The following is a 21,034-nucleotide window of genomic DNA, read 5'->3' as shown; positions in this document are numbered from 1 at the left end:
TTTGAACACTACAATGAGCGCCACCCGCACAAAGCCCTGAAATACCGCTCGCCTCGCGAGTTCAGGCGTCATGCGGTGTCATCAACCTAACGGTGTCCAAGTGTCCTGAGTTACAGGGGCAACTCCAGTGCCACGTAGTGCACCCGTGAGTGTCGTGACGAGCCAGGGCGTGCTCAGGAGTGACTCTAGCAGGGACCATGCGCGATCACAGTTGTGACTAAATGTGACTATAGGAGGGAGCGTCCCTGTGAGCGTCAGTGCGAGCCATGGCGTGCTCAGTGGTGACTACTGGAGGGACCATGCGCGATCGCAGGTGTGACTATAGGAGGGAGTATCCGCGCGCGTCGACGGGACCAAATGAGACGAGTTGAACAGGTGCGCGAGCGTGATCTGGGACGGCTGTTGTGCTCCGGGACATGAATCGCGGCACCTCTCGACGAGCACGCCACTCTTTTGCGCGGTTCGCGTTTTGGATCGGGTGAGAGGGACGGTGCTCCACGGCCTGCGCCCGTTGCGGTTGTGATCACCGATGTATGAGATCGATACGATCGATACCTCAAGTGCGACTATCTGTGACTAGTTGCGTGACCTTCCAGGAGCGCAAAAGGGAGCACGTGGGACCACCAGAATGATTAAGAGTTCGCAACGGAGGGACCATAGACTGAGACCGAGAAAGTGCCCGAGAAGTGCGGAGTGAAGATGCCGCAGCAATCGGCGCGCGTGTTCGCCCTGAATCATTGCGGGAGCGCCCCCGGGGCAAAGTTAACCGGTCCGGCGCGCCACGCCGGCATCAGCTACCGGCTTAATGAGTGACCAACACCCCCCCTTTTTCGGGCCCACTACAAGGCGTGACAAGGTGAGAATGGTTCCCACGATGCGACCACGTGTGGGACCAGATACGTGCGGGCCCGTGACTTGTAAAGTGACCATATGTGACTAGCTGATCGACTATCCGGGACCCCCGCCAGTGACTTACAGGGATCATCTCAGTGAGCATCCGCTGCGATCCGCGTAGTGAGGGTGTGAGACATCCGGGGAACTATCCGCGGATAGATCGGGGCGTGTGTGGCGCGATGAGCCCGGGCGACGTGTGGTCGGTCCCGACTCGAGTGCTCACGGCCGGAGCGTGGCCTCAGTGATTGAACCGTTACGACAACAGATATGCACCAAAGAGAATCGCTTGCACCAGACGCGGCCGAGTTCCTGAGCCAACGTCGCCAAAGAAAGAGAAAGCTGGAGGGCAACACTGACCTTATCGTGGAACTCCTCGCGAAGGGGTTCACCCGGTACATGGTTTGGCGCTACCTCGTTGAAAGGCGCGAGGTCGACGTATGCCTGATGACTGTTCTACGGTTTATCCAGTCGCTTCCAACAGTCAATCAGGGCGGTGCATCGCCGTCATTGCAAAGTCGCTTCGACGTGTCAAACCTGGCCGTGGTTGCCGAATCTCGCGCACGTCCGTTAGTAGAGGCGTCGTTGTCGCCCGGGCTGCACGCATCCTCTGTTGAATCAGAGCGGGGGTGTTCGTCAGAGCCCGACGTTGAGAACGGAGCAAATGTCACTTCGCCAGCAGTGAGCCAGATAGCCGGTGAACCGTCTCGCCAGGAGACCTCGCAGGGAGCGAATAACGAAGAAACGCAGCCAGTTTTCGTTCCAGGCGACAGTCAAGCAGAAGCCAGAATGAGTGCACCTAACCAGGTCGTGATAATTCCGGAACCTGGGATCGTGAAATATGACTCGCTATCGCGGGAGCACCGTGAGCGTGAGCGGGCGATGCGCTTTCCAATGTTGCAACGCAATCCAAAGTAGACCAGCAAGGAGCGAAAGATGAGCGAAGTTCAGCAACAAACACAAGCGGTGAAAGTAGCGAACGCGAGGACTGGTGCGCCGGCTGTTGCCGGGCCTAAAGTCCTGGTAATTTGCCAGGTCGGGATGACGGGCAAAACCACGGTCGCAGCAAACGTGCTTCATCCGCGCCTGGGGGGGCTGCTGTTCTCCGTCGACTCGGTCAATCAGGACGCGGCGCAGCAATACGGGGGCGCAGCGCAGGCAGTGCATACAGACGACCTTTTCGAGATGCGTCAGGAGATGGTCCGTACAAAAGCGGCGGTCGTGGTAGACCTTGGCGCATCGGACTTTTCCGTGTTCGTCGACGAGATGGCGGCAAACAACATGGCCCGTTTGTTTGATTACTGCGTCATCGTGTCCGATACCACCCGCCGGGCGCAGGAGGAGGCGATCTCCACGTACGAGACGCTTCGCAAGCTCGGCATGCCTGCGACTTGCTTCCGCATTGTCCTTAACAAGGGGAAAGGCGGTAGCCGGGAGATCGCTGAGCAGTATCGGGTTCTGTTTGCCTATAAGAGCATGCAGCCAGATTTCCCGCTGAACGAGAAATGCTACATCCCTAGCAGCCACGTTTCGTTTGCCCACTGACGTCAGCGGGGCCGGCATGGCCGGCCCTCCTTCCTCTCCCCCTCCCCGCCTCCCCCCCTCACTTCGCTGTAGCATTTTTGCACCATCGAAGCCGCGATGGCTCGCTCAGGTCCGGCTCATGCCGCGAACCGAGTTGTTTTCGCACCGTGCGGCAACCGGAATCAACCGGATGTCGAAAAATCAATGACTTACGCTTGATCAAAGCCGCCAATCTGTCCGATAGCCGCGCTTACGTAGAGGGCTGCGGGACAAATTTCGCGTTCCTTTTCTGGTGGTATGAACTTTTTTTTGAAGACGCTCTTAATTTAACGGGCTTTTGTCCGATTACCGACCGTGAGCAGAGCGGAACGGCTGCCCGGCGATTGGAACCGGTAGCGGCCTCGTGGCAGAGATTGCTGTCAGATTTTGCCGCGACGCCCGGACGACGTGTCTAGATTAGGAGCCCTCCAACGATGTCAACGCAGACGCAGATTTCAGTAACTCCGGATTCGGTGTGGGTAGCACGTGGCAGCCTGCCTTCCGAGATGGACGTGTCGACGCGCGAGCAGGTATTGATGCTTGCGACGTCAATCCTGAGCGGTCACCAGCGGGCCGACCTCCAGATCGCACAGACTGCCCACGAACTGGTGAGTCTTAAGGGCTTTTTCGCTAACGAACGTGAGTTTCACCAGTTCTGTACTGAGGCGTTCGGGTGGCACAGGTCCCGCGTCTATCGTTACCTGAAAATCGGCGAGGTTGTCTGGACCCATTGGCTCGTTGACAAAACCACCTTGCACCCAGCGCTCGCCAACATGTCGGGCAAGATTTTCACGATGCTCGACGGCGATACCGCCCCGGAAGTCATTCAGCAGTAGACAGTCGCCGCCCAGGATCACGAGATCTCAACGGCAGAGGCGCAGAAGATTCTTGCCGAGGCGGCCGGCAAGTATGAGGCGCGTGAACGGAGCAATGCAGAGCGAATTTCCGATCTCACCGGCACGGTTGCGAATCGCGATGCGCAGATAGCTGAGCTGTCCAGGGAGCTGCGCGACGAAAAAGCGCGCGGTGATCGCGCGGAACTCCAGCTCTCGGCGCGGGTGGAGGCCTACTCAGTACTTTCCAGCGAGATGGACGCGCTGGTTCAGGACAAAACACGCGTCGATCAGGAACTCGCCGAGCTTCAGGCCAGGCCCGTTGAGATCCGGTTTCAGGATAAGGAGGTTGCGCCGCCCGGGTACACGTCGATCGCGGAGGCGATTGAGGCGGCCACTGCTCGCAGCGCGGAACTCGAACGGCAGATCGCCGCTCGCCAGCAGGAGCTGGACGCGATTGAAGCTCGTGCTGCTGCAGTTCGCGCGGCGGATGAGGCGGTCGCCAAGCTTCGCGCCACTATCAAGGCGGGGTCGTTGCGCAGACACTAGAGATCGTGGCGGTCCCGAAGGCCAGCCCTGCGGCCATGGGCGATGTGAAACTCCTTGGTCAGGAACTGGGCGTCATCGTGGGCCTGATCGAGAACGCGGCGGCGGCCTATGCGTGACCTGTCGAATGTCGATCTGAGGATCGCGGAAGGACCGCGCGAGAAGATTCTCTGTCCGGGGACAATTTGCCCGGCCTGCCTTCTTCGTGGCAACAGTCGTCTTTGCCGCCGTCTTCGCGACCTTCTTCGCGACGGCACGCTTCGCGGCCGCCTTCTTCGCAGGAGCCGCCTTTGCGCCGGCATCCTCTGCCGTTGCACCGGCTTCAACCAGGAATTTTGAGCGATCCTTCACATCGCGAATCCAGAGCTGTGCAAGGCCACGGCCCGACCACGTCGCGCCCGTTTTCGGATCCGCGTATTTCGGTGGCAACGTGATGAACAGCCGCGCGCGGTGCTTTCGCTGCTGCCGATTTCGTTACGGATAAAAGGCTACGCATTGCGCTACGCGCGAGAACCACCTTGCGTTCGCGGGACAGGGACGTAATGCCAGCACTGATGGATCTGGACGGTCATCGCTTGCCACCTGGTGGCGAACAAGCATCGCGGAACTGTTGCGCGCACCTTCTGCAAGTAGCGTGAGATAAAGCACGCAAACCCACAAGAGCCCGACAAGGCTTCGCGTATGACGCAAGACTTGCATCTGCAGAAACGTGGGTAAAGATGGAGGCATCCAGCACGAACAAACCATGAACGATGGAAGCCGCCAATCACATCAAGATTTCCGCAGAGCTTTCGGCCTGCGGCTACAGCATCGACATGAGTCCGCACGCACGTCAGCGGGCAGTCGAGCGAACATCCTTCGCCCCAAGCCGTGTGCTCGAACTGGTCGCGACGCGCCATGCTGTAACGCTGCCGTTTCGCGCCTCGAACCGTTCGTACCACCTCGTCCTTGACGCGAAGAAGATGGATTTCATGGTCGCGATCGTGGCTATCGACCGCGCGGGCAAGAGCCACTCAGCCAGCGTCGTGACGGTTCTGACGCGCGAACAGTTCGAGGCCGACGCAGGTCCGATCGGGAAAATGCGCCTACGTACGGCTGCGAGCCGTGTGCTCGACCCTGTCGCCTTCAGACGATGGGAGCAACGGGAATTCGGACAGGGTAGCGCACGCCGTCGATACCGTGTTCTCACTTACTACAGGAAGTAGGACGGCAGTATCGACCACAAGATCTTCAGGAACGCGCCGATCTGCGACCACTTCGTCGACGAATATGCGCTCACGAATGCGGCTGGCCACCCCGGCTTCTGGGACTGGTACGCCCGCGAGGCGAGTCGTGCCGACCTGCCCGTCGCCTCTGTCACCGCGATTCGCATTGCCGACACTGACAAGGTCTGGCTCGATATATCGGCTCCAGCACGCGAGTGCCCGTGCCGCCGGGCGAAGAAGCCCCATACTGCAGCTGCCGGTCGCCGGTTGTGACCCGCACCGCGTCAGATCGCCGGGTGCGGGAGCGAAAACGACACGGCTTCCCCGGCGCGGTGCGTTCATTGTCGTGGCGTGTATGACAGAAGCGTCAATCCAGGGTGGCACGAAGCGCATCTCAATCGTCTACCGAAGGAATCCGCCTTCCATTCACTTCGCGGCCCCGGTAATGGATTCAGGTTCGAGGCGAAAGAGAAAGATGCATGCGCGCTGCTACCTCAAGTCCGGACCCGGTCCCTGCCGGCAAACGGGGAACCTGGAAAAGGCCCGCTCCGGCTCAATGAAATCTGTTGCGCCCCGGTTCACGAACGGCAGATGCAGCGGGAGAGGTGTCAATCCAGCGGTGGCGCCCAACGTGGCACATCCCGCTCCACCGCATGCGGGGCGCCCCGCCAGCGTTCCATAACTGGCTTTCAGGAAGCATCTCACTTTCCTGAGACCGATTGAGAAGCGATCTTCTAACCGGCGCGTAGATCTCCTGAAGGTTGGCGTCTTCATGCCGGTCAGTTCATACGATGCGGGCATGCAGTTCGACGTGCGCTGCGGTGGCACGAACGATTTCGCGCGCACCACGACCCGCGTGGGGCATGTTTTCCACGACGACAAGCCCGGCGTCGCGCAAAACATCCACATCGCGCTTGACAGCGCTTCGGTCACGATGCAGGCGCCGCGCGATGACCGTCACCGAAGCCGGCTCAGCTTTAACGGTTCGGAAAACCCCGATGCGCGCGCGTGTCAAAAGCTGCAGAAGATCTGCCGGGTCCTCGAACGCGATGCTGAATGTCTCTGCAATGGGCTCCCCCCGATCCGCCGCGCGGGCAATGCGCCTGCCTTGCGCAAAGAAATCGTCAGGCGTGCCAGGTCCAATGCACAACTTCTTCATGCTTCTCTCCCCAAGGCGACCGACGTGTCTGCGACGCAGCACAGCAGTTCGACGCGAGCTTCACCATCAACGGGCCGCGGCATAAATATGCTCCATCATGCGTATCGCTGGATGGAGCATCATGGCGCGCAGTCCGTCCGCCAGCCACGCCACTCGCCCCCGGACGTTGCATCCCAGGTCTTCCGACGCCTCACGCGCTAACCAGCTCGGGCCGCCACTCGCGCACAATGGCCTCGAACTGCGTGCCATAGCCCAGCGTATCCGGATATTGATTAACGCGCGACGCCAGGCGGAACACCGTGATGATGTCCTCGACAACCGATGTCGGCGAAACAGCAATTATGGCCCGGAATCGGATGAAAACGAAAGCGGATCCGAGGACAATTTCCCGTGACCATTCGCTGGGATACCCTTCCAGCGCAGATTTCTGCCTCCGTGAACAAGCCGATATCCTTCATGGGCGACCCGATGTCGATGATGCATCTCGCATGCGTTAATGAAACCTGCGCGGTCATCTACGGAGCCTTCGACGTGCGCGCTTTCTCTTGAAGGTAGCCACATCCCATGGACCGCGACCTTGCCGCCGCCCCACCTCCGCGCATGTCACAGGGAATGCTGCCTCGCGACGCTGAAAACTCCATGAGTCCCCGTGTCAGACGACACGTTCTTTGCTCCCCACGATTCGACACCTACACGGATGAGCAGGCCTAACGCGCCTGCCCACAATGGCTTTTGTCGCCGTGCACAGCCCCTCGCCTTCAGTCCCGACGCACGAGTTCCTTTGTTCCCGCCGTCTATTCGGGAAGCTGATGAGCCTCACGAACGTCACGCACGAAGCTTGCGGTTGCGCCGTGGTGGCGCTCTGTTAGCCGCCGGCGCTACCCATCTCCGGCCACGTGCTGTACCCGGATCTTTCCCAGGCGACTTGCGCCCTGAAAATCTCATGAGAAGCTGAAAGTGTCACGAACATCAGCGAGCGTCGTGACAACGCGGCCCACGCGCTCCGCCCGGGTGTTTTTGCATCCACCACGGTAAAGCATGCGACATCACGCGTACAAGCTCGCCATCTAAATTTGGAGTACGAATAAATGAACTTCAAGAGGCTTCTGACGATTGCCATCGATGAGGCGCATGGGTTCCTTATTGACGTCCTTGGCCCTCTCATTAACTTCGTCAGATGGCTACGTCGACTCGGCAGGAAGTGAGTTCACCGCACCCCAACTCAACGGCCACCTCCTTCGGAGTCAGCTTATGAAGATTCGCCGGTTTACCTACAAGCCAAATGGGAAATCAGTGACTCGCGTTTCGAGCAAACGGATGACGCTTTATGTACCCGACGAAGTTCCTGTCGAGGTTATCCGGCTCTGGCTCGCCCGTCTTACCGTAGACCTGCCTCGTCGCCTGTCGACGCTGCGTTACGTCCGACGGCGCGAAACCAGGAGAAAACGCGTCCCGGTTTGCCGGTTCAAAAGACGTCGCACCCAGCGCAGGCGCGTGCGTGTGCCGGTCCGCTTCTGGCGTCACGAAGCGGCCAGGTAAGGCACCCCTCTGGTAGCCCCGCTTCTCGCTGTCGATTTGCGTCGCGAGGAGCGGGTCGCATACTGGATCCAGATCACCCGGACGACAATCTTCGCATCATCCCAAACCCGCTCTCATGAGATCATGATGAAAACCCTACATTTCGCATTGCTTACCATATTACGCGTTGCCGCAATTATCGCCTGCCTGGCTTATGTGCATCACGAATGGCACGCGCTACTTCACCACGAAACCGTGCATGCTCTTGCTGTTTCCGTTGTGACGCTTGTTGCTGCATCACTAATCTGGGTTCCAAACCGCGACGTGCGTGGCTGGACCTGGACAGCATTCGTCGTGCTTGTTTTCGGCATGACGCTCGCAGCGCTCACATTCACGACATGGAGTCCCGCTGCCATTGCCGCCATCGCGGCCGCTTCTTTCAAGCTTTGGCGTCTGCACCAGCGCCGTGCGCCTGTCGGGATTGTTGTGGAAGGCACGCGCGTGTTCATCCCGCTTGAAATGAAGATCACGTCCCGGCAGCCTGTACCCGATGTGTGTCCTGAAAATCGGGCACCGGCGGCACGCACCAGGCTGGCAGCTTCAGCAAACGAGTTGCCGGCTGTTCAGGAGCTACCGGTTGCTCCGACGCCGGCACATCAGCCGGCCCCCAGTCACGAGCCGCGCGCAGTACCGGCTGCGCAGGTAACCACGCCCGGCTGGGATTTCAGCGAGAACGTTCGAAAGCCGCGACATGACTTTTCAGCTATCGTCGGCATGGAGGACACGAAATCGCGCCTGTTGTGCTCGGCTCGGGAAATTATTGAAGGTGCGTCAAAAGCGCACCGGAACGGCATCCTGCTGTTCGGTACTCCGGGGAATGGCAAGACCCTCCTCGCGGAAGCGCTCGCGGGCGAACTGGACGTGCCCTTTCTCTCAATAAGCTACGGTGATATCGCGTCGAAGTGGGTCAACGAAACCCCTGCGAAGGTCAAGGCAGTCTTCTCAGAGGCTCGAAGGATCGGAACCTGTCTCCTGTTCATCGACGAGATAGACTCCTTCATCAAGCCGCGCGACGGAAACGTTCACTCGATGGATCGCGACTTGACCAACGTAATGTTGACCGAGATCGTTGGACTTCGTAGTACGAAATCTAATGTGGTCCTCGTGAGCGCCACCAATTTTCCGGAAGGGCTTGATGGCGCCGGCAAACGCGAAGGCAGATTCGACTACAAGATCGAAATTCCTCCGCCTGACCTCTCTGCTCGAGTCGCGCTGCTCTGGCGTTCGATCACCGATGAGCTGGGTGACGGTTTTGCACAGCGCGAGCCGATCACGGCGCTCGCCCGCCGATGGGAAGGATTCAGCGCCGCGCGATTGACTGCACTGGGAGGACAACTGCGCGAGATGAATCGCGACGGAAAATTCAAGGGCCCGGTGACGTTCGAGGTCGGCATGCAGGCGATGCGTCTGCTGCAGGGACGCAAGGGGCGACTACCCGAAAGCGTCAAGGACATCTCTGAAATCATCATGCCTGATACATCCCGCGGCGCGCTGCGCAATCTCGCTTACCGTATGAAGAAAATTGAAAATCTTGAGAAGCTCGGCTCGACACTTCCGCGCGGCGTGCTATTTGTTGGGCCGCCGGGTACGGGGAAGAGTCAGGCATCCCTGTCCCTTGCCAAAGCAGCTAACTTCGCATTCTTAAAGATTACTGGTGCAGATATCGTCGCAGATCCACGTTCGTGGGACACGCTATACCGCGAAGCCTGTGACATTCGTCCATGTGTTGTGTTTATCGACGAGTTAGATGGAATCCTGGGGGATCGACGACACAGCGGACATGGAATGCTGACCGAAAAGATCCTCGACACACTAGACGGGGCTTCCGGCCTGACACCCGATGTGCTCTTCATTGGGGCTACTAACCATTACGAACGAATTGACACGGCCGCAGTACGTAGCGGCCGGTTTGAGGAAAAGATCCTTTTCGACATTCCCACGAACAAGGCGATGTCCGCGTACGTGCGAGCAGCCGTCGCCAATAAACTGGATGGCGCCTGGAAGGTGGAACCGGAAGCCGTTGCCCAGATGATCAGGCTTCTCGGCGGCCGGACTATCGCCGACGCCGACGCGCTCCTGCGCAAGGCGGTCACCATCGCGGCGGTACGGCGCATGCGCGAACGAACGGCGGAATTCCGGGCGGTAGACGTGATACTTGGGGCGCAAGCAATCTTCCCCTGATGACACGTAGACACCAGCGGTCCGATGTGGCTGTTTGACGTGGAAGCGTGGCCGGAAAGGTCAGGGTTAAACGAACCAAACTGCGGATAGTTCGAACCTAAGCGAACCAAGGGTTCAACGTTGCCGGAACACTGGTCTCGCAAAGCCGTATCCCAAGAGGCGACGAGTGTCGAGATTCACTTAACTTGGGACCATACGCGCGTCAGAAATTCCGAACCGGCGCCATCCAGCCACTGAAGAACTGCTTCAACCTGCGTCTCGAATGGCGCCACCTGCTCAACTTCACTCATGCAAGGGTGTTCTTTTTGCTGCCCGACGGAACAGGGACGACGGGGTCACGCCGCTCGCCGCCCGGTGCGGACTTAATCAACGAATTTAAAAGGCCCGACGGCGCCGGGGCAAGACTGGCCTTCCATGCCTTGACACCATCCTCACCGAAAACCTTGCGAATCTGTGCCTCGCCGCTACGCGAATACGAGTCGGCAAACAGCGCGTTAAGGTCCGACTTGAGCTGTCCGTGCCACTTGTAGAAGGCACGTGCACGCATGCCGTCATCTTCATTCCAGCGCTCAGCAAAGTTCTCGCCTTCGTGCTCCGGATTGCATACGCTGTACCGACCACCGCAAACGCCAATGTAATCGGGCATGCTCTCAACCACATCAAGCAGAACCTCGATAGCGTTCGAATACATGTGGCGATTCGCGATGGCAGCGTTGTACGCGTGCGTGGCGAGTGACTTAACAACCTGACACATATTTTTACTGTGGTGCAATGCACAATAACGCTGCGGAGTGCCGGAGGCCCGATTTGTGCGACCGACGTTGCCTTGTATTGCCGGGCAGCGCAGGCTAGTGTTCATGTAAGTTCTGAGGTCTGCTGTGCGCTGCAACAGAAGCAATGCCTTGGGGGGCGCCCCGTGTGGAGACCACTCTGCCCGCTGCCACGAGGAGTTGAAATGAAACTTGATGTCGCTGTTTTCCGGCAACTGCGTCACCTGGCTCCCAACCTTGACGACGTCATTAACGCTGGCGAGGTCGAGCATGCCGGCCAGGCCGTGCATCTCGGTGCGCTGGCAACGGTGTGCTCACAACTGTTCGACGCCTACCACCAACTGCATCCAGACGATACAGAGCAAGCGGGCCGAGATGCGCTGCGATCGAGTTCTATCTCACCGGATGACGCGCACCAGTAGCGCGGACTTACGCCTGAGCGGCAGCGCCAGCAAATGATGCGGAGCGGATACCACTTTGCCTGGGTGCTGCCGAGCGAGTACAGTGTTGGCGCGGACTGCACGCCTGAGCGAAACCCATTTGGCAAAAGGTGGCGCCGGCGGTGAGCCAGACCCGCGACAGGGAACGAAGATGAACCTGAAAAGAATGAAGGCAGCGGGCCCGCTGGCCTGGGCTCGCCCGCTCAGCAAACCGGTCGTACTGTGGCTGGCGCTGGCCGGGCTGATATCGGCGACGCCGTTCGCCCTCTATGGCTTGGGCGTGCGCACCGCGAGCGATTGATCAAGCACGATGCGGTCACGCCGCCAATTTTTGAGCACCGATTCGATGTCGTTCGCTTCGCCACGAAGTCTGGCACGAACTGAAGGGTCTCTGAATAACATCCAGAGTTCCTCATCGGAAACATTCAAGGCTGGTCGCCACGAATCGAATACTGCTTGCCAGCTCTGTGGTATCCAGCGCCTGTCCCTCTCAAACTTGGCGAACTGAGCGCCACCCAGCTGTAGCCAGGTCAGTATCTGGTCGTACACGTGGTTGAACAGATACGAACGCTCGTACGCATAAATTGCCTCCTCTAGTTCTCGCGCTTGTTCATTCGGTAGTCCATCGATGCGGAATGCGTCTGGTTGTGCGGCTCGAAAGGTGATGTCTGTTCAAAACACCCCCCGCCTAATGCGCGGCCGGCTCTTACCGTCAAGGTCGAGCCTGATATTTACCTTGCCGCTGACGAAGAGAACCAGAGCGCCATCTACCAGCCGTAGAACCCAGTTTCTTGATTTTGTGAATATCTGGCCATAGTGAGAAGGCGCCCACTGCTTGTCGCGATCCGCGTTGGTCATTGAAATTAGCGGGCGTATGTGGTGCCCGGTAGTTGCACCGGCGCCGGCCTTTTATCTCAAAAACAGTAGGGTATCCGGTTCGAATGGCAAACGGAAGTCGTTGAGCTGGCGAAGCTCGGTCGAAGCCGGTGGCCGCCGGTCTATCAAGCACGAAGAGCGCACGAAGGTACCGACACGCCACTCGAACCTGCCCGTCACCGGCTCAGGTGCGGTCCCGCCGCGACGAGCAGAGGAACTGGCTCCGTAAACAAGGCGACAATTGCGACAACCTGGCCCGCGCGCAGGGGAAAATGCGCGCGGGCCAATCGAACTACTGGCGCGAATATCGGGCGGCGCATCCGGCGTATCGAGAGAGCAACCGCACTCTGCGGCGTTTGTGCAATGCGCTGCGGAGTCACAATCCAATTGAAAAAAGCCTCATCTCGCAACGCCGATTCGGCAAAGCGCTCTTCAATCGTGGTGATAGGCTTTATTGATAATCTTCCACCCGTCATCAAACTGGACCAGAGTCAGATAGTCGGTGAAACGTAGACCAAGGTATAGCGTAGCTGTCTTTACTGTCGCTACCTTGCCTGTAACGTCGGTCGCAACAATGCGCATATCGAAAGGCTCGTTGCTCTCTGACGGTTTTGGCTCGCTTCGCACTTCCTCCATCCAGTCATCGAGTGAAAGACGGGAGAAACTGCCTTTGTAGTATCCGAACAGATAGGCATCGGGATGGAATGCGTGCCGAAGGCAGTCCACGTCGCCGGTATGCATACCTGTAAAAAAAACGTCGATGGTTGCGCCAATGGCGCTGAGCTCATTACTCGTTTGCATAGTTTCGTTTTCCATCATCGCCAGCACGGTCATTCATTGATAGACCAAAATGACCTGAACGCAAGAGATTTCGATGATAGCCCGAGCGCTTCCCTATGCGAGAATTTTCAAGGTGCCGGCTTCAAAAGCGATAGCCAGGTCTTCTCGGTTCATGGCTTGGCTGCCTGATAAGCAGCTAGCGAAACAGCCGCTTCGTTTTGGTGTAAGGTCATGAACAATGGACACCGTTAACCGAAACAAAGGCGGAGTCGTGTCGTCGTGACGCCATATCGCAGTGCTATATAACGAGAAGCTCTCCGCCATATAACGAAATGGCCGTATATTTTTTCGGCAGACGAAGCATCTTTGTTAGGCATGCTTTATTTTACACACCGGGCTTACTGGCCCGATGGTGGTTCTTCAAATGCACCCGTCACCTCGACCACCGCGCGCGGAACTGCCGCGCTGTTGGTTCGCTTCAATCCGGTAGGAAGGGAAAGCCAAGAATAACGTTGTCGCAACCGGGTTACGGCACATGGTGGAATCGTTGGCGTCGCCATTTACTATGCTCACGCTGGCACGTTTGCCCAAGCCCACTCCGGTCGCCGCTGGATAAACTTCAAAACCTGTTTTCGTCGTAAAGGAGCAAGCCATGAAGACGACGTTTCTCATCTCTGCAGCGCTCGTGGGCATGCTCTCGTTAGCGTGCGCAGTGCAGGCTCAGGACATGTCCGTGCAGCAAAATGCTCAATCGGCCCCTTCGAGTGCTTCTCCCGATACGTCGTCCGGTGCCGCTCGCGGCACTTCGGAGTACGGTGGCGTATCTGGCGGCACCAGTTCAACTGGCCAGTTAAATCACTCGGGTTGGGCGCCGTGTGGTCACCTGCCCAAATGCAGCCCTGATAGCGGTCACTAAGCCAAGCACCACGCGCGCGCCAGTCATCGTCGTCGCGATAGGCCACCGCGACCGGAGCAGGCGCGTAAGCAACAGGCGGAGGAGCAACGTACACCGGTTGGGGACGCGAACCAGCCCGGACGACGTGTGAACGCGCATATTGGGCGTTGGGTCACTGAGGTCGCGACCGGTGCGTGCATGCGACGACACGCGGCCGGCGGCGAGGCCGATGCTCTCGCAAGCGGCGTTGTTGCCGCTGCATACATAAAATCCCAAGAGAATGATTCGTAATGTGCGGTCGCCGACGTTAGTCGGCAAAATAAGCGTATTTGATGGCGTAGCACTCCACACCATCAGAGCTCCTCCATCTCGCGCTATCCCATGAGTCCAAACAAGTGGATAACAATCGGCACAGTCTTGTTTGTCGCGGCGCTCTGTGCTTTCGTTGCACTGCTCGTTCGGGTATTCGGTTGACAGCAAGAGGACAAGGCGAGCTGCGGCAGGCTTTTTCCGTCATTGGGGGAAAGCAATCGACAGATTGGAAAGCGACCGGCAAAAGGGTCCCGGTGCGCAGAAAAAGTGCCAAAAACGAAACTCTTCCAGATTCGAGACGGTTTAAAGGGGCAACGATTGCACGCCCGGAATGCGGAGCCCCACCAAGTTTCGTCCGGGTACGCGCCGACACTTCCACAGTCGGTGGATGCTCGCCCGCCAACGGCGCACGCGCTTCAAGTGTCCGCCCTGCGCGAGTCTGACGGCAACACGTGCCCGTCACGACATCCGCACGTACGACGTGGCCTATCGAGCCGGAGCGCGCGCGGGCGCTGACCCGCGCGCGGGCGGCGTGGACGACCTCAGACGCCGCCGGCTTTTACTGCACGTTACCGGGGCGGTTACTTCAGCGTATCCTTGCTGCCCACTTTCGAAGTATCCAGCTTGACCGGCTTTGCCTTGTGATGGGTGGTCACCTTGTGGGTGTGCTTTTTGTGCGCAGCGGGTGCGGCCGCAGCGGGCGTGGCCGGTGCGGCAGCCGATTGGGCGGTTGCCGATTGGCCCGCACCGGTTGTAGCCGGTGCCGCCGGCGCGGCAGTCTGGGCGAAAGCGACAGTAGCGAACAGCGATGCAGTCAGAGCGGCAGCGAGCTTCTTCATGTCTGTTTCCTCGTAGGGGATGGCGGCGCATGGTTGCGTCGTCCCTATCCTTAACGCCGCAGACGCGGGTCGGTTGACGTCACCGCACGGCGCACGGATGTCCGGCTTAACCGGCGCGGTAGGCTGCCTGAGTGTGGTGCGGCGTCCACGGAATGAACGGCGCCACTGGTGAATATTGCCGCCCTGCCGGTGCTGCCCGGTATCGCAACGTTGACGATTGCGGCGAATAACAACAATGCAGGCATCGCCGCCGCCGACGAATGCAGCATGAAATGGCCCAATCCCGGTTGCGATGTGTACATCGTCAGCGAATCCGATTCGTACCGGCTGCGCCGAGAGCCCCAGATGGTGGTACCAGGCATACCGACTTGCAGGTGGCGAAAAGATAGTCGCAAAGCTGGAATTCCTGCTTTGCCGGTGAATCGCCGGGATAGATGACTCGCTCACCTCGCGCGCGGGTTTACCTGTCTGGATTAGCCGCGCGGCGGCGCATACCGTTGTGGTTGAGTAGCAGCGACCTCGCCCGCCCAGCGCGGGCTTTTTTCGTTCGCCAGCGAACGATTGCAGGGGCAATCGGCAATGGACGGGAGTTCTATGCCCACTGCTACGCATTCAAAACGCCGTCAAGGACCAGGAAAACCCTGCACAAGGCTAGGCAGCGAGCCGTCATGACCCTGAGGATTGAGGCTCGACCGGGAAGTCGTAGGGTCGTTTCCATACCATCCCGCAGGTTAGCTGGCCGTCGGCGCGGCTAAGCTGAAAGACCTCGCGTCCGCACATGAGATGCGACCTGCTCGCGTACCGCGCGCGGGCATCCTCAATTGCCGGGTGGGTGTCCGCGAGTAACGCCCAGATAGGCGTATCAGAATGAAATCGCGTCCGCCATGCCGGACAGCAATCGTCCGCATGGAGCTGAACAGCCGACCGATGCAATGTCACAGCTTTGGCGCAAACGCGTCTCCGCAGTATGTGCGCTCGACCACACAATAATCTAAAACCCATCTCGGCCCCAGTTGCGAATTTGTATCCTTACCGAAGTTACTTGAAGGCGACTCCTTCCTCACGAGATTCAGTGAGACGGGAGTCCCGACAGGCGCTGCCCATATTCCAATTACTTGATGCCGCAATAAGGTCATGGATCGTGTCAAGTAAGCGATATTTAAACGTTCAACGTATCGGAGGTCGAGCATGAGCAAAGATGCCCCGAAGCGTCTTGCGGTTGCTGTGCAGGGAGGCGGAGCACATGGTGCGTTCAGCTGGGGTGTGCTCGACCGGCTGCTAGAGGAAGTACAACGCGGCGAACTCGAAATTGTAGCGCTGAGCGGCACAAGCGCCGGCGGATTTAATGCTACCCTCTGCGCGTATGCTCTTGGTATGGATGGCGACCAGGCGTCTCGGGCTCATAGAGCACGACAGCTGTTGAAGGAATACTGGCTGGCAGACGCCGCAGATGCGCCCTTTAGCACATATACAACAACCGCAAACTGGTGGCACAGGGTGGTTGGTTCATGGAATATCGACAACTCTCCGGCTGCCTTGATGGCGGCACTAAATAATCAGCTTTTGTCACCCGCGTTCTTCCTGCAATACGACTGGCTCGCGCAGGTGCTCGGAAACAAGATTGACTTTCAAGGCATCGGCGAGCATCCCGCAGCTCTTCTTGCCTGCACACTTCGACAAGACATACTACTGGGACGGGGGCTTTATGGGCAACCCGCCTCTGAGGCCTTTGATTTATCACGCAACTGACCTCGCAATCATCCAGCTCAACCCATTCTCCCGCAACGCCCCGCCTCTAACAGCAATGGAGATTACCAATCGAATCAATGAGGTGACTTTTAACTCCTCCATGATTCATGAAATCAATGCCATTGTTGCCGTTAACAACGTTAACAAATACCTGAAAGACAACTCTGCAACGCATCCATCTCTTGAGGAGGCACTAAACCTGCTGCCAGTCAATCCGGTCAATCTTTACAGCATTACCAATCAGGACTATATGCGCACGCTTGGTTATGCATCCAAGGCGGTCATCGTGAAGGAGTTTCTCGAAGAACTCCATAGAGAAGGTCGGAATGCGGCGGACGAGTGGGTACGCTCCGAATCCTACCAGTCCCTTTCCACGACTGCGCCACCGGCCGCGGGCTTTCCCGACGACGCACGCGAAAAAGGCTTTCCCGGGGACGTCCTTGACAGGCAGCTTAAAAACATCATCCGGGCTCCAGGCAAGGTATCGCTCAAGCCTTCGCAAGCAAAGTATTCGGAGATTGCCACCAGTGTTAAATAGAGAGCAACTGGGGGACCTTGGTATTGCGCCGGGCATTCCCGCCCAAAAAATCTGAGCAGTGCAAATGACAATGGCGGGGCGTGCGCTCGCTACGCCAGGCAATCAAAGCACTCGAATTGCGCCGCCCCGAAGATTCCATGGTTAGGCGCGCTCGCTGCGACGTCGGAGGTAGTGTCACATAGTCAGCCGAGCGTCGGCATACTAGTCAATATCGCGTCGGCGCCGACCAAACTGTTCCTCGTTCGTATAACTAAGCTAGGTAGGTATAGCGTCCGACGAACAACGCTTTGATGCAGCGGTTGATACGAACGCGGTGAGAATTGGCCCAATCGCCGTATTGCACTGCCAGGCAGGCGTACCTAGTCACATCAAATCTGCGCCAGCGTGAGCGCCGCCAATCGGTCAATTTCCGCCATTTGGTTGGCCCACCGGGCAAAGCGCATCTGTTTAATGTCGTCCGGCATCTTGTGACATGCAGGTTCCGCACTTTTCGTGCCCTCCGGCCAGCGAAGGAACGTGGCGGTTTCGACGAACTTCGCGTGACGCCCGTCGGCGGCGCGCGCATCCGCACTACGCCAAGATATTCGCTGCGACAAACAACCGCTCGACGGCCGGCGTTTCAACGTACGGGCTTCTGGCAGAAGGTTGCCTACTTTAACTTCATCCAACAGTTCTTGAGGGCATCTCGCGACGAGCCGCCTGGAGAAGCATGGGCGCGCGGAAAGCCAGCTTTCTTCGAGGTGTTGCACGTGCTCCAGCCAGAGTTGGTGCTGTGCTTCAGTTCACGCAATGGAGGACGAGTGCGCGCACTCGCCGGCGACGTGGCCAGTTGCTGTAGTCAACCATCCATCGGCTCACCTTTCCTACGCGCGCGCAAATCCGGTCATCGCCAGGGGCTTCGAAGTGGCGCTTGGCGGTCTTTGATAGTCTTTTAGATAGCCAGGCGGCAGTCCGACCAACTTAATTGCTGCGCGACAGACTTAATTGTTTTGCATCACTGAAGACCGGTTTCGCGCTCCCGCGCCCTTGGGGGTGAAATGGGGGAAGACTGTTAGTCTCGTTTCATGGCCAGGCGACCACCGCGGGAAATGGCGGACGACGGTTTGACAGTTGGCCCGGTAATGTTAAAAATCGCACCCGGTGACGGGTGCCGGGCAGTTGGCATGTCGCTGGCGGACGCTCACATTACGCGGTCACTATTTCATTAGTATTCCTCTTCTAATGCGTTGATTGCATATATCACCGCTTCGCTTATGACGAGTCGCACTTTTTCAACTCGTGAGCCAACGGGTCGGGGCGACGCTCACCATGCACCTCATCTGCGCAGTTGCCCTGCAAGCCGATCGCCCAAAACCCTTTAGGGTCTTTGGGGTTGCGGCATCGTAAGGGGTCCCTTCGAAGTCAGCCCAGAACGCTGAATGTGCCATCGTTAATGGCGAATGTGCCGCGGCCAGGGGTAGAAAAGAGGAGGAAAACGGCCGGCTCTGTCGCCCGCAAACCCTTGCGGGGCAAGGCTCCGGTTGAATTGTGCCATCGCCAGGGCCGCCTTCGCAGGCGGTCCAGGACCCTGAATGTGCCATCGTCAATGGCGAATGTGCCGCGGCCAGGGGTAGGAAAGAGGAAGAAAATGGCCGGCTCTGTCGCCCACAAACCCTTGCCGGGCAAGGCTCCGGCTGAATTGTGCCATCGCCAGGGGCCGCCTTCGCAGGCGGTGCAGGACCCTGAATGTGCCATCGTCAATGGCGAATGTGCCGGTAGGAAAGAGGAAGAAAATGGCCGGCTCTGTCGCCTGCAAACCCTTGCCGGGCAAGGCTCCGGTTGAATTGCGCCATCGCGAGGCCGCCTTCGCCGCCGGTCCGGGACCCTGAATGTGCCATCGTCAATGGCGAATGTGCCGCGGCCAAGGGTAGAAAGAGGAGGAATATGGCCGGCTCTGTCGCCCGCAAACCCTTGCCGAGCAGGACTCCAGTTGAATTGTGCCATCGCCAGGGAGCCGTCTTCGAAGGCGGCCTGGGCCCTGAATGTGCCATCGTTAACGGCGAATGTGCCGCGGCCAAGGCAGAAGAGAGGAGGACAGCGGCCGGTGCTGTCGCCGTCAACCCTTGGCGGGGCAAGCCTTCTCGGGAATTGTGCTATCGATAATGGCGCATGTGCCACGACTTGGATCTCAAGACGCGCAATTCGGAGTGCCGTCGCGATACCCCGTTCCTTGTCAACAGTTGTGTGGCCGGCGCGCCATTTCGATGGGTCTGGCATCACACGTCACCAAAGGTCCGCCTTTCGAATTTCAGCGATGCGCAATCAGGAGCGACACAGGCAGAAATCGATTTCGCGAGAGGTCCGTGGTCGTGGGCGCAATTGACTTCGCGTAGGTCAGAATGCCATAGCGGCGAGGTCGCAGCTATCAGAAGCCCCTCGCCCATGCCTGATTTTGCAGTCGGTTCAGTTCGGCTCCCGGTATCGGCCTCTACGCACTGCCCCGGTATCGCGATTCCGGCGAAGCCGTGCACCACAGGGACCTCTGCTCGCGTCTCGGCGATGCACTCCATCTTGAGAAGATGGCAAAAGCACGAATCCATAGATTCCGTCGCGTGACCAATCAACCTAGCCATGCCGAGCCGGTGCCGTCCCCACGAACGCGTGGCCCTCGGGCACCTTTCCGGATTGCGCACGCGCTCTTCCACGAGAACGCCTGCGGGAGCTCCCTTTCAGTGACAGCAGTGCCACCCGTGCGACATAAGATAGAGCCGCCCCGAGGTCGCCAAATTGCTTCTATCGTTTAAGGGACGGCCAGTCCGAAGCTAGGTTCATGGCGGAAAGTATGGCAAACTATGCGCATGATTCATGCACATCGGAGATGCACATGATTAAGGCGTCTGTGGCGCAACCAGACGGCGTCAAGCGGGCCGCTCAAGCACATGCCCCATCAAAGGTTACGCGAAAACCCACCAACGTTTCACTTCCGGCGGATCTGCTCGAGCGCGCCAGGGAACTGAACGTCAACGTTTCGCGGGCGAGCGAACGTGGCTTGCGCGAAGAAGTTCAGGCGGCCGAGGCTCGTGCCTGGGCGGAAAAGAACGCGGACTTCATCGCGGAAATGAACGCACGTATCGAGCGTGACGGCCTGCCCCTGGAAGAACACCGGATGTTTTGATGGCGCGGTTTGACCTTTACAACAATCCTTCGACAAGTTCCAGGATCAAGTCGCCGTTTCTGCTCGACGTGCAAAGCGATCATCTCGGCAATCTCATGTCACGCGTAGTCATTCCCTTGACGCGCGTAGCAGGAAATTACACGACGAGCAAGGTTGCACAGGATCTCGCACCGATCATCGAGATCGAGGGAGAGCCGTTCGTGCTGGAAACTCCGTTGCTCGGCGCGGTCCGGACAAGTGATCTCGGCCCAGCGATTGGTACGCTCCAAGGTGAACAGGACCGGATCAGTGCCGCGCTCGATCGTCTATTCGGCGCTTACTGATCCCATTTAACCAGCGTCTGCAACGAGAAAGTGATGACTGACGCGACAGTATCGGCCACGCACCTCTCACGTCGCGGCACCACTGCTCACCGCGACACGCCCCAAGGCCGCAGCGGCGTGTTTAATACCTCCGCCGCACAACGCCCTTGCGGACTCTGGTCCGACAGCACTGCCGCTGGACAGCAGCCTGAGCATCAATCGCCAACCGCCTGAGCAGAGACTCACGCGCTCTCCTCTCCTGAAAGCGCATTTAATAGGCGCATAATATTTAGCTATCCGAATTAACATTCGCTCTTATAAATCATGTTAAAGAACAGCGATGCCAAGAACGCTAGTAATCCGAGAAGCGTCGGTTCAAGCAGTTTTATTCCCGCTCTGCAAGTGATTTTGGTCCCGCGCCCT

19 protein-coding genes are annotated in these 21,034 nt (G+C 58.5%); 13 read left to right on the top strand and 6 right to left on the bottom strand.

Annotation, left to right across the window (positions count from 1 at the left end; translation table 11 throughout):
- Window positions 1-1,161: 1,161 nt before the first annotated feature.
- From VSR34_RS21760 to VSR34_RS21745, 4 genes are all read left to right on the top strand, one after another.
- The gene (locus VSR34_RS21760) at window positions 1,162-1,809 is read left to right on the top strand and encodes a hypothetical protein (RefSeq protein WP_342963477.1); all 648 of its coding nucleotides are present in this window, start codon (window positions 1,162-1,164) and stop codon (window positions 1,807-1,809) included.
- 18 nt (window positions 1,810-1,827) lie between these two features.
- Complete coding sequence (locus tag VSR34_RS21755; protein WP_342963476.1) at window positions 1,828-2,436, top strand: hypothetical protein; 609 nt, start codon at window positions 1,828-1,830, stop codon at window positions 2,434-2,436.
- Window positions 2,437-2,888: 452 nt separating this feature from the next.
- On the top strand, window positions 2,889-3,290 hold the full coding sequence (locus VSR34_RS21750) for a hypothetical protein (protein ID WP_342963475.1): 402 nt from the start codon (window positions 2,889-2,891) through the stop codon (window positions 3,288-3,290).
- Window positions 3,291-3,542: 252 nt separating this feature from the next.
- The gene (locus VSR34_RS21745; protein ID WP_342963474.1) at window positions 3,543-3,836 is read left to right on the top strand and encodes a hypothetical protein; all 294 of its coding nucleotides are present in this window, start codon (window positions 3,543-3,545) and stop codon (window positions 3,834-3,836) included.
- Between the two features lie 72 nt (window positions 3,837-3,908).
- On the opposite strand, the gene VSR34_RS21740 is transcribed toward VSR34_RS21745, so the two are convergent.
- Window positions 3,909-4,262 carry an H-NS family nucleoid-associated regulatory protein gene (locus tag VSR34_RS21740; RefSeq protein WP_342963473.1) on the bottom strand — a complete coding sequence of 118 codons (354 nt, stop codon included), beginning with the start codon at window positions 4,260-4,262 and terminating at the stop codon, window positions 3,909-3,911.
- A 323-nt stretch (window positions 4,263-4,585) separates the two neighbouring features.
- On the opposite strand from VSR34_RS21740, the gene VSR34_RS21735 reads away from it, so the two are divergent.
- Complete coding sequence (locus VSR34_RS21735; RefSeq protein WP_342963472.1) at window positions 4,586-5,038, top strand: hypothetical protein; 453 nt, start codon at window positions 4,586-4,588, stop codon at window positions 5,036-5,038.
- Between the two features lie 784 nt (window positions 5,039-5,822).
- Here the strand turns inward: VSR34_RS21735 and VSR34_RS21730 are convergent.
- Window positions 5,823-6,197 carry a helix-turn-helix domain-containing protein gene (locus tag VSR34_RS21730; RefSeq protein WP_342963471.1) on the bottom strand — a complete coding sequence of 125 codons (375 nt, stop codon included), beginning with the start codon at window positions 6,195-6,197 and terminating at the stop codon, window positions 5,823-5,825.
- Between the two features lie 390 nt (window positions 6,198-6,587).
- On the opposite strand from VSR34_RS21730, the gene VSR34_RS21725 reads away from it, so the two are divergent.
- On the top strand, window positions 6,588-6,746 hold the full coding sequence (locus VSR34_RS21725) for a hypothetical protein (RefSeq protein ID WP_342963470.1): 159 nt from the start codon (window positions 6,588-6,590) through the stop codon (window positions 6,744-6,746).
- A 1,113-nt stretch (window positions 6,747-7,859) separates the two neighbouring features.
- On the top strand, window positions 7,860-9,956 hold the full coding sequence (locus tag VSR34_RS21720; protein ID WP_342963469.1) for an AAA family ATPase: 2,097 nt from the start codon (window positions 7,860-7,862) through the stop codon (window positions 9,954-9,956).
- Between the two features lie 286 nt (window positions 9,957-10,242).
- Here the strand turns inward: VSR34_RS21720 and VSR34_RS21715 are convergent, their stop codons facing one another.
- Entirely contained in the window at window positions 10,243-10,998 is a 756-nt protein-coding gene (locus VSR34_RS21715; protein WP_342963468.1) for a hypothetical protein, read from the bottom strand.
- A gap of 319 nt (window positions 10,999-11,317) precedes the next feature.
- On the opposite strand from VSR34_RS21715, the gene VSR34_RS21710 reads away from it, so the two are divergent.
- Window positions 11,318-11,467 carry a hypothetical protein gene (locus tag VSR34_RS21710; RefSeq protein ID WP_342963467.1) on the top strand — a complete coding sequence of 50 codons (150 nt, stop codon included), beginning with the start codon at window positions 11,318-11,320 and terminating at the stop codon, window positions 11,465-11,467.
- 1,007 nt (window positions 11,468-12,474) lie between these two features.
- Here VSR34_RS21710 and VSR34_RS21705 read toward each other — a convergent pair.
- On the bottom strand, window positions 12,475-12,876 hold the full coding sequence (locus VSR34_RS21705; protein WP_342963466.1) for a nuclear transport factor 2 family protein: 402 nt from the start codon (window positions 12,874-12,876) through the stop codon (window positions 12,475-12,477).
- A gap of 1,734 nt (window positions 12,877-14,610) precedes the next feature.
- Window positions 14,611-14,868, bottom strand: a complete 258-nt coding sequence (locus VSR34_RS21700) for a hypothetical protein (protein ID WP_342963465.1) — start codon at window positions 14,866-14,868, stop codon at window positions 14,611-14,613.
- 168 nt (window positions 14,869-15,036) lie between these two features.
- Between VSR34_RS21700 and VSR34_RS21695 the strand changes: the two genes are divergently transcribed.
- The 3 genes from VSR34_RS21695 to VSR34_RS21685 all read left to right on the top strand — a co-directional run bounded on the left by VSR34_RS21695 (window position 15,037) and on the right by VSR34_RS21685 (window position 17,155).
- A complete protein-coding gene (locus VSR34_RS21695; protein WP_342963464.1) occupies window positions 15,037-15,306 on the top strand; it encodes a hypothetical protein in 270 nt (89 codons plus the stop codon).
- A gap of 750 nt (window positions 15,307-16,056) precedes the next feature.
- Window positions 16,057-16,617, top strand: a complete 561-nt coding sequence (locus VSR34_RS21690; protein ID WP_342963463.1) for a patatin-like phospholipase family protein — start codon at window positions 16,057-16,059, stop codon at window positions 16,615-16,617.
- Window positions 16,574-17,155 (top strand): hypothetical protein, encoded by a 582-nt coding sequence (locus VSR34_RS21685; protein ID WP_342963462.1) that lies wholly within the window; start codon window positions 16,574-16,576, stop codon window positions 17,153-17,155. Before VSR34_RS21690 ends, VSR34_RS21685 begins: the two co-directional genes overlap by 44 nt.
- A gap of 368 nt (window positions 17,156-17,523) precedes the next feature.
- Here VSR34_RS21685 and VSR34_RS21680 read toward each other — a convergent pair whose 3' ends face one another.
- Window positions 17,524-17,823 carry a hypothetical protein gene (locus VSR34_RS21680; protein ID WP_342963461.1) on the bottom strand — a complete coding sequence of 100 codons (300 nt, stop codon included), beginning with the start codon at window positions 17,821-17,823 and terminating at the stop codon, window positions 17,524-17,526.
- Between the two features lie 2,195 nt (window positions 17,824-20,018).
- Here VSR34_RS21680 and VSR34_RS21675 point away from each other — a divergent pair.
- Window positions 20,019-20,309: a type II toxin-antitoxin system CcdA family antitoxin gene (locus VSR34_RS21675; protein WP_342963460.1), complete on the top strand. Its 291-nt coding sequence runs from the start codon at window positions 20,019-20,021 to the stop codon at window positions 20,307-20,309.
- Complete coding sequence (locus tag VSR34_RS21670; protein WP_342963459.1) at window positions 20,309-20,632, top strand: CcdB family protein; 324 nt, start codon at window positions 20,309-20,311, stop codon at window positions 20,630-20,632. The genes VSR34_RS21675 and VSR34_RS21670 overlap by 1 nt, the downstream gene beginning before the upstream one ends.
- Window positions 20,633-21,034: the final 402 nt, after the last annotated feature.

The sequence above is a fragment of the Paraburkholderia sp. JHI2823 genome, from assembly GCF_038900695.1.
Classification (GTDB): Bacteria; Pseudomonadota; Gammaproteobacteria; order Burkholderiales; family Burkholderiaceae; genus Paraburkholderia; species Paraburkholderia mimosarum.
The sequence above is the reverse complement of the archived record's forward strand: the minus strand, read 5'-3'. Positions and strand labels throughout refer to the sequence as shown.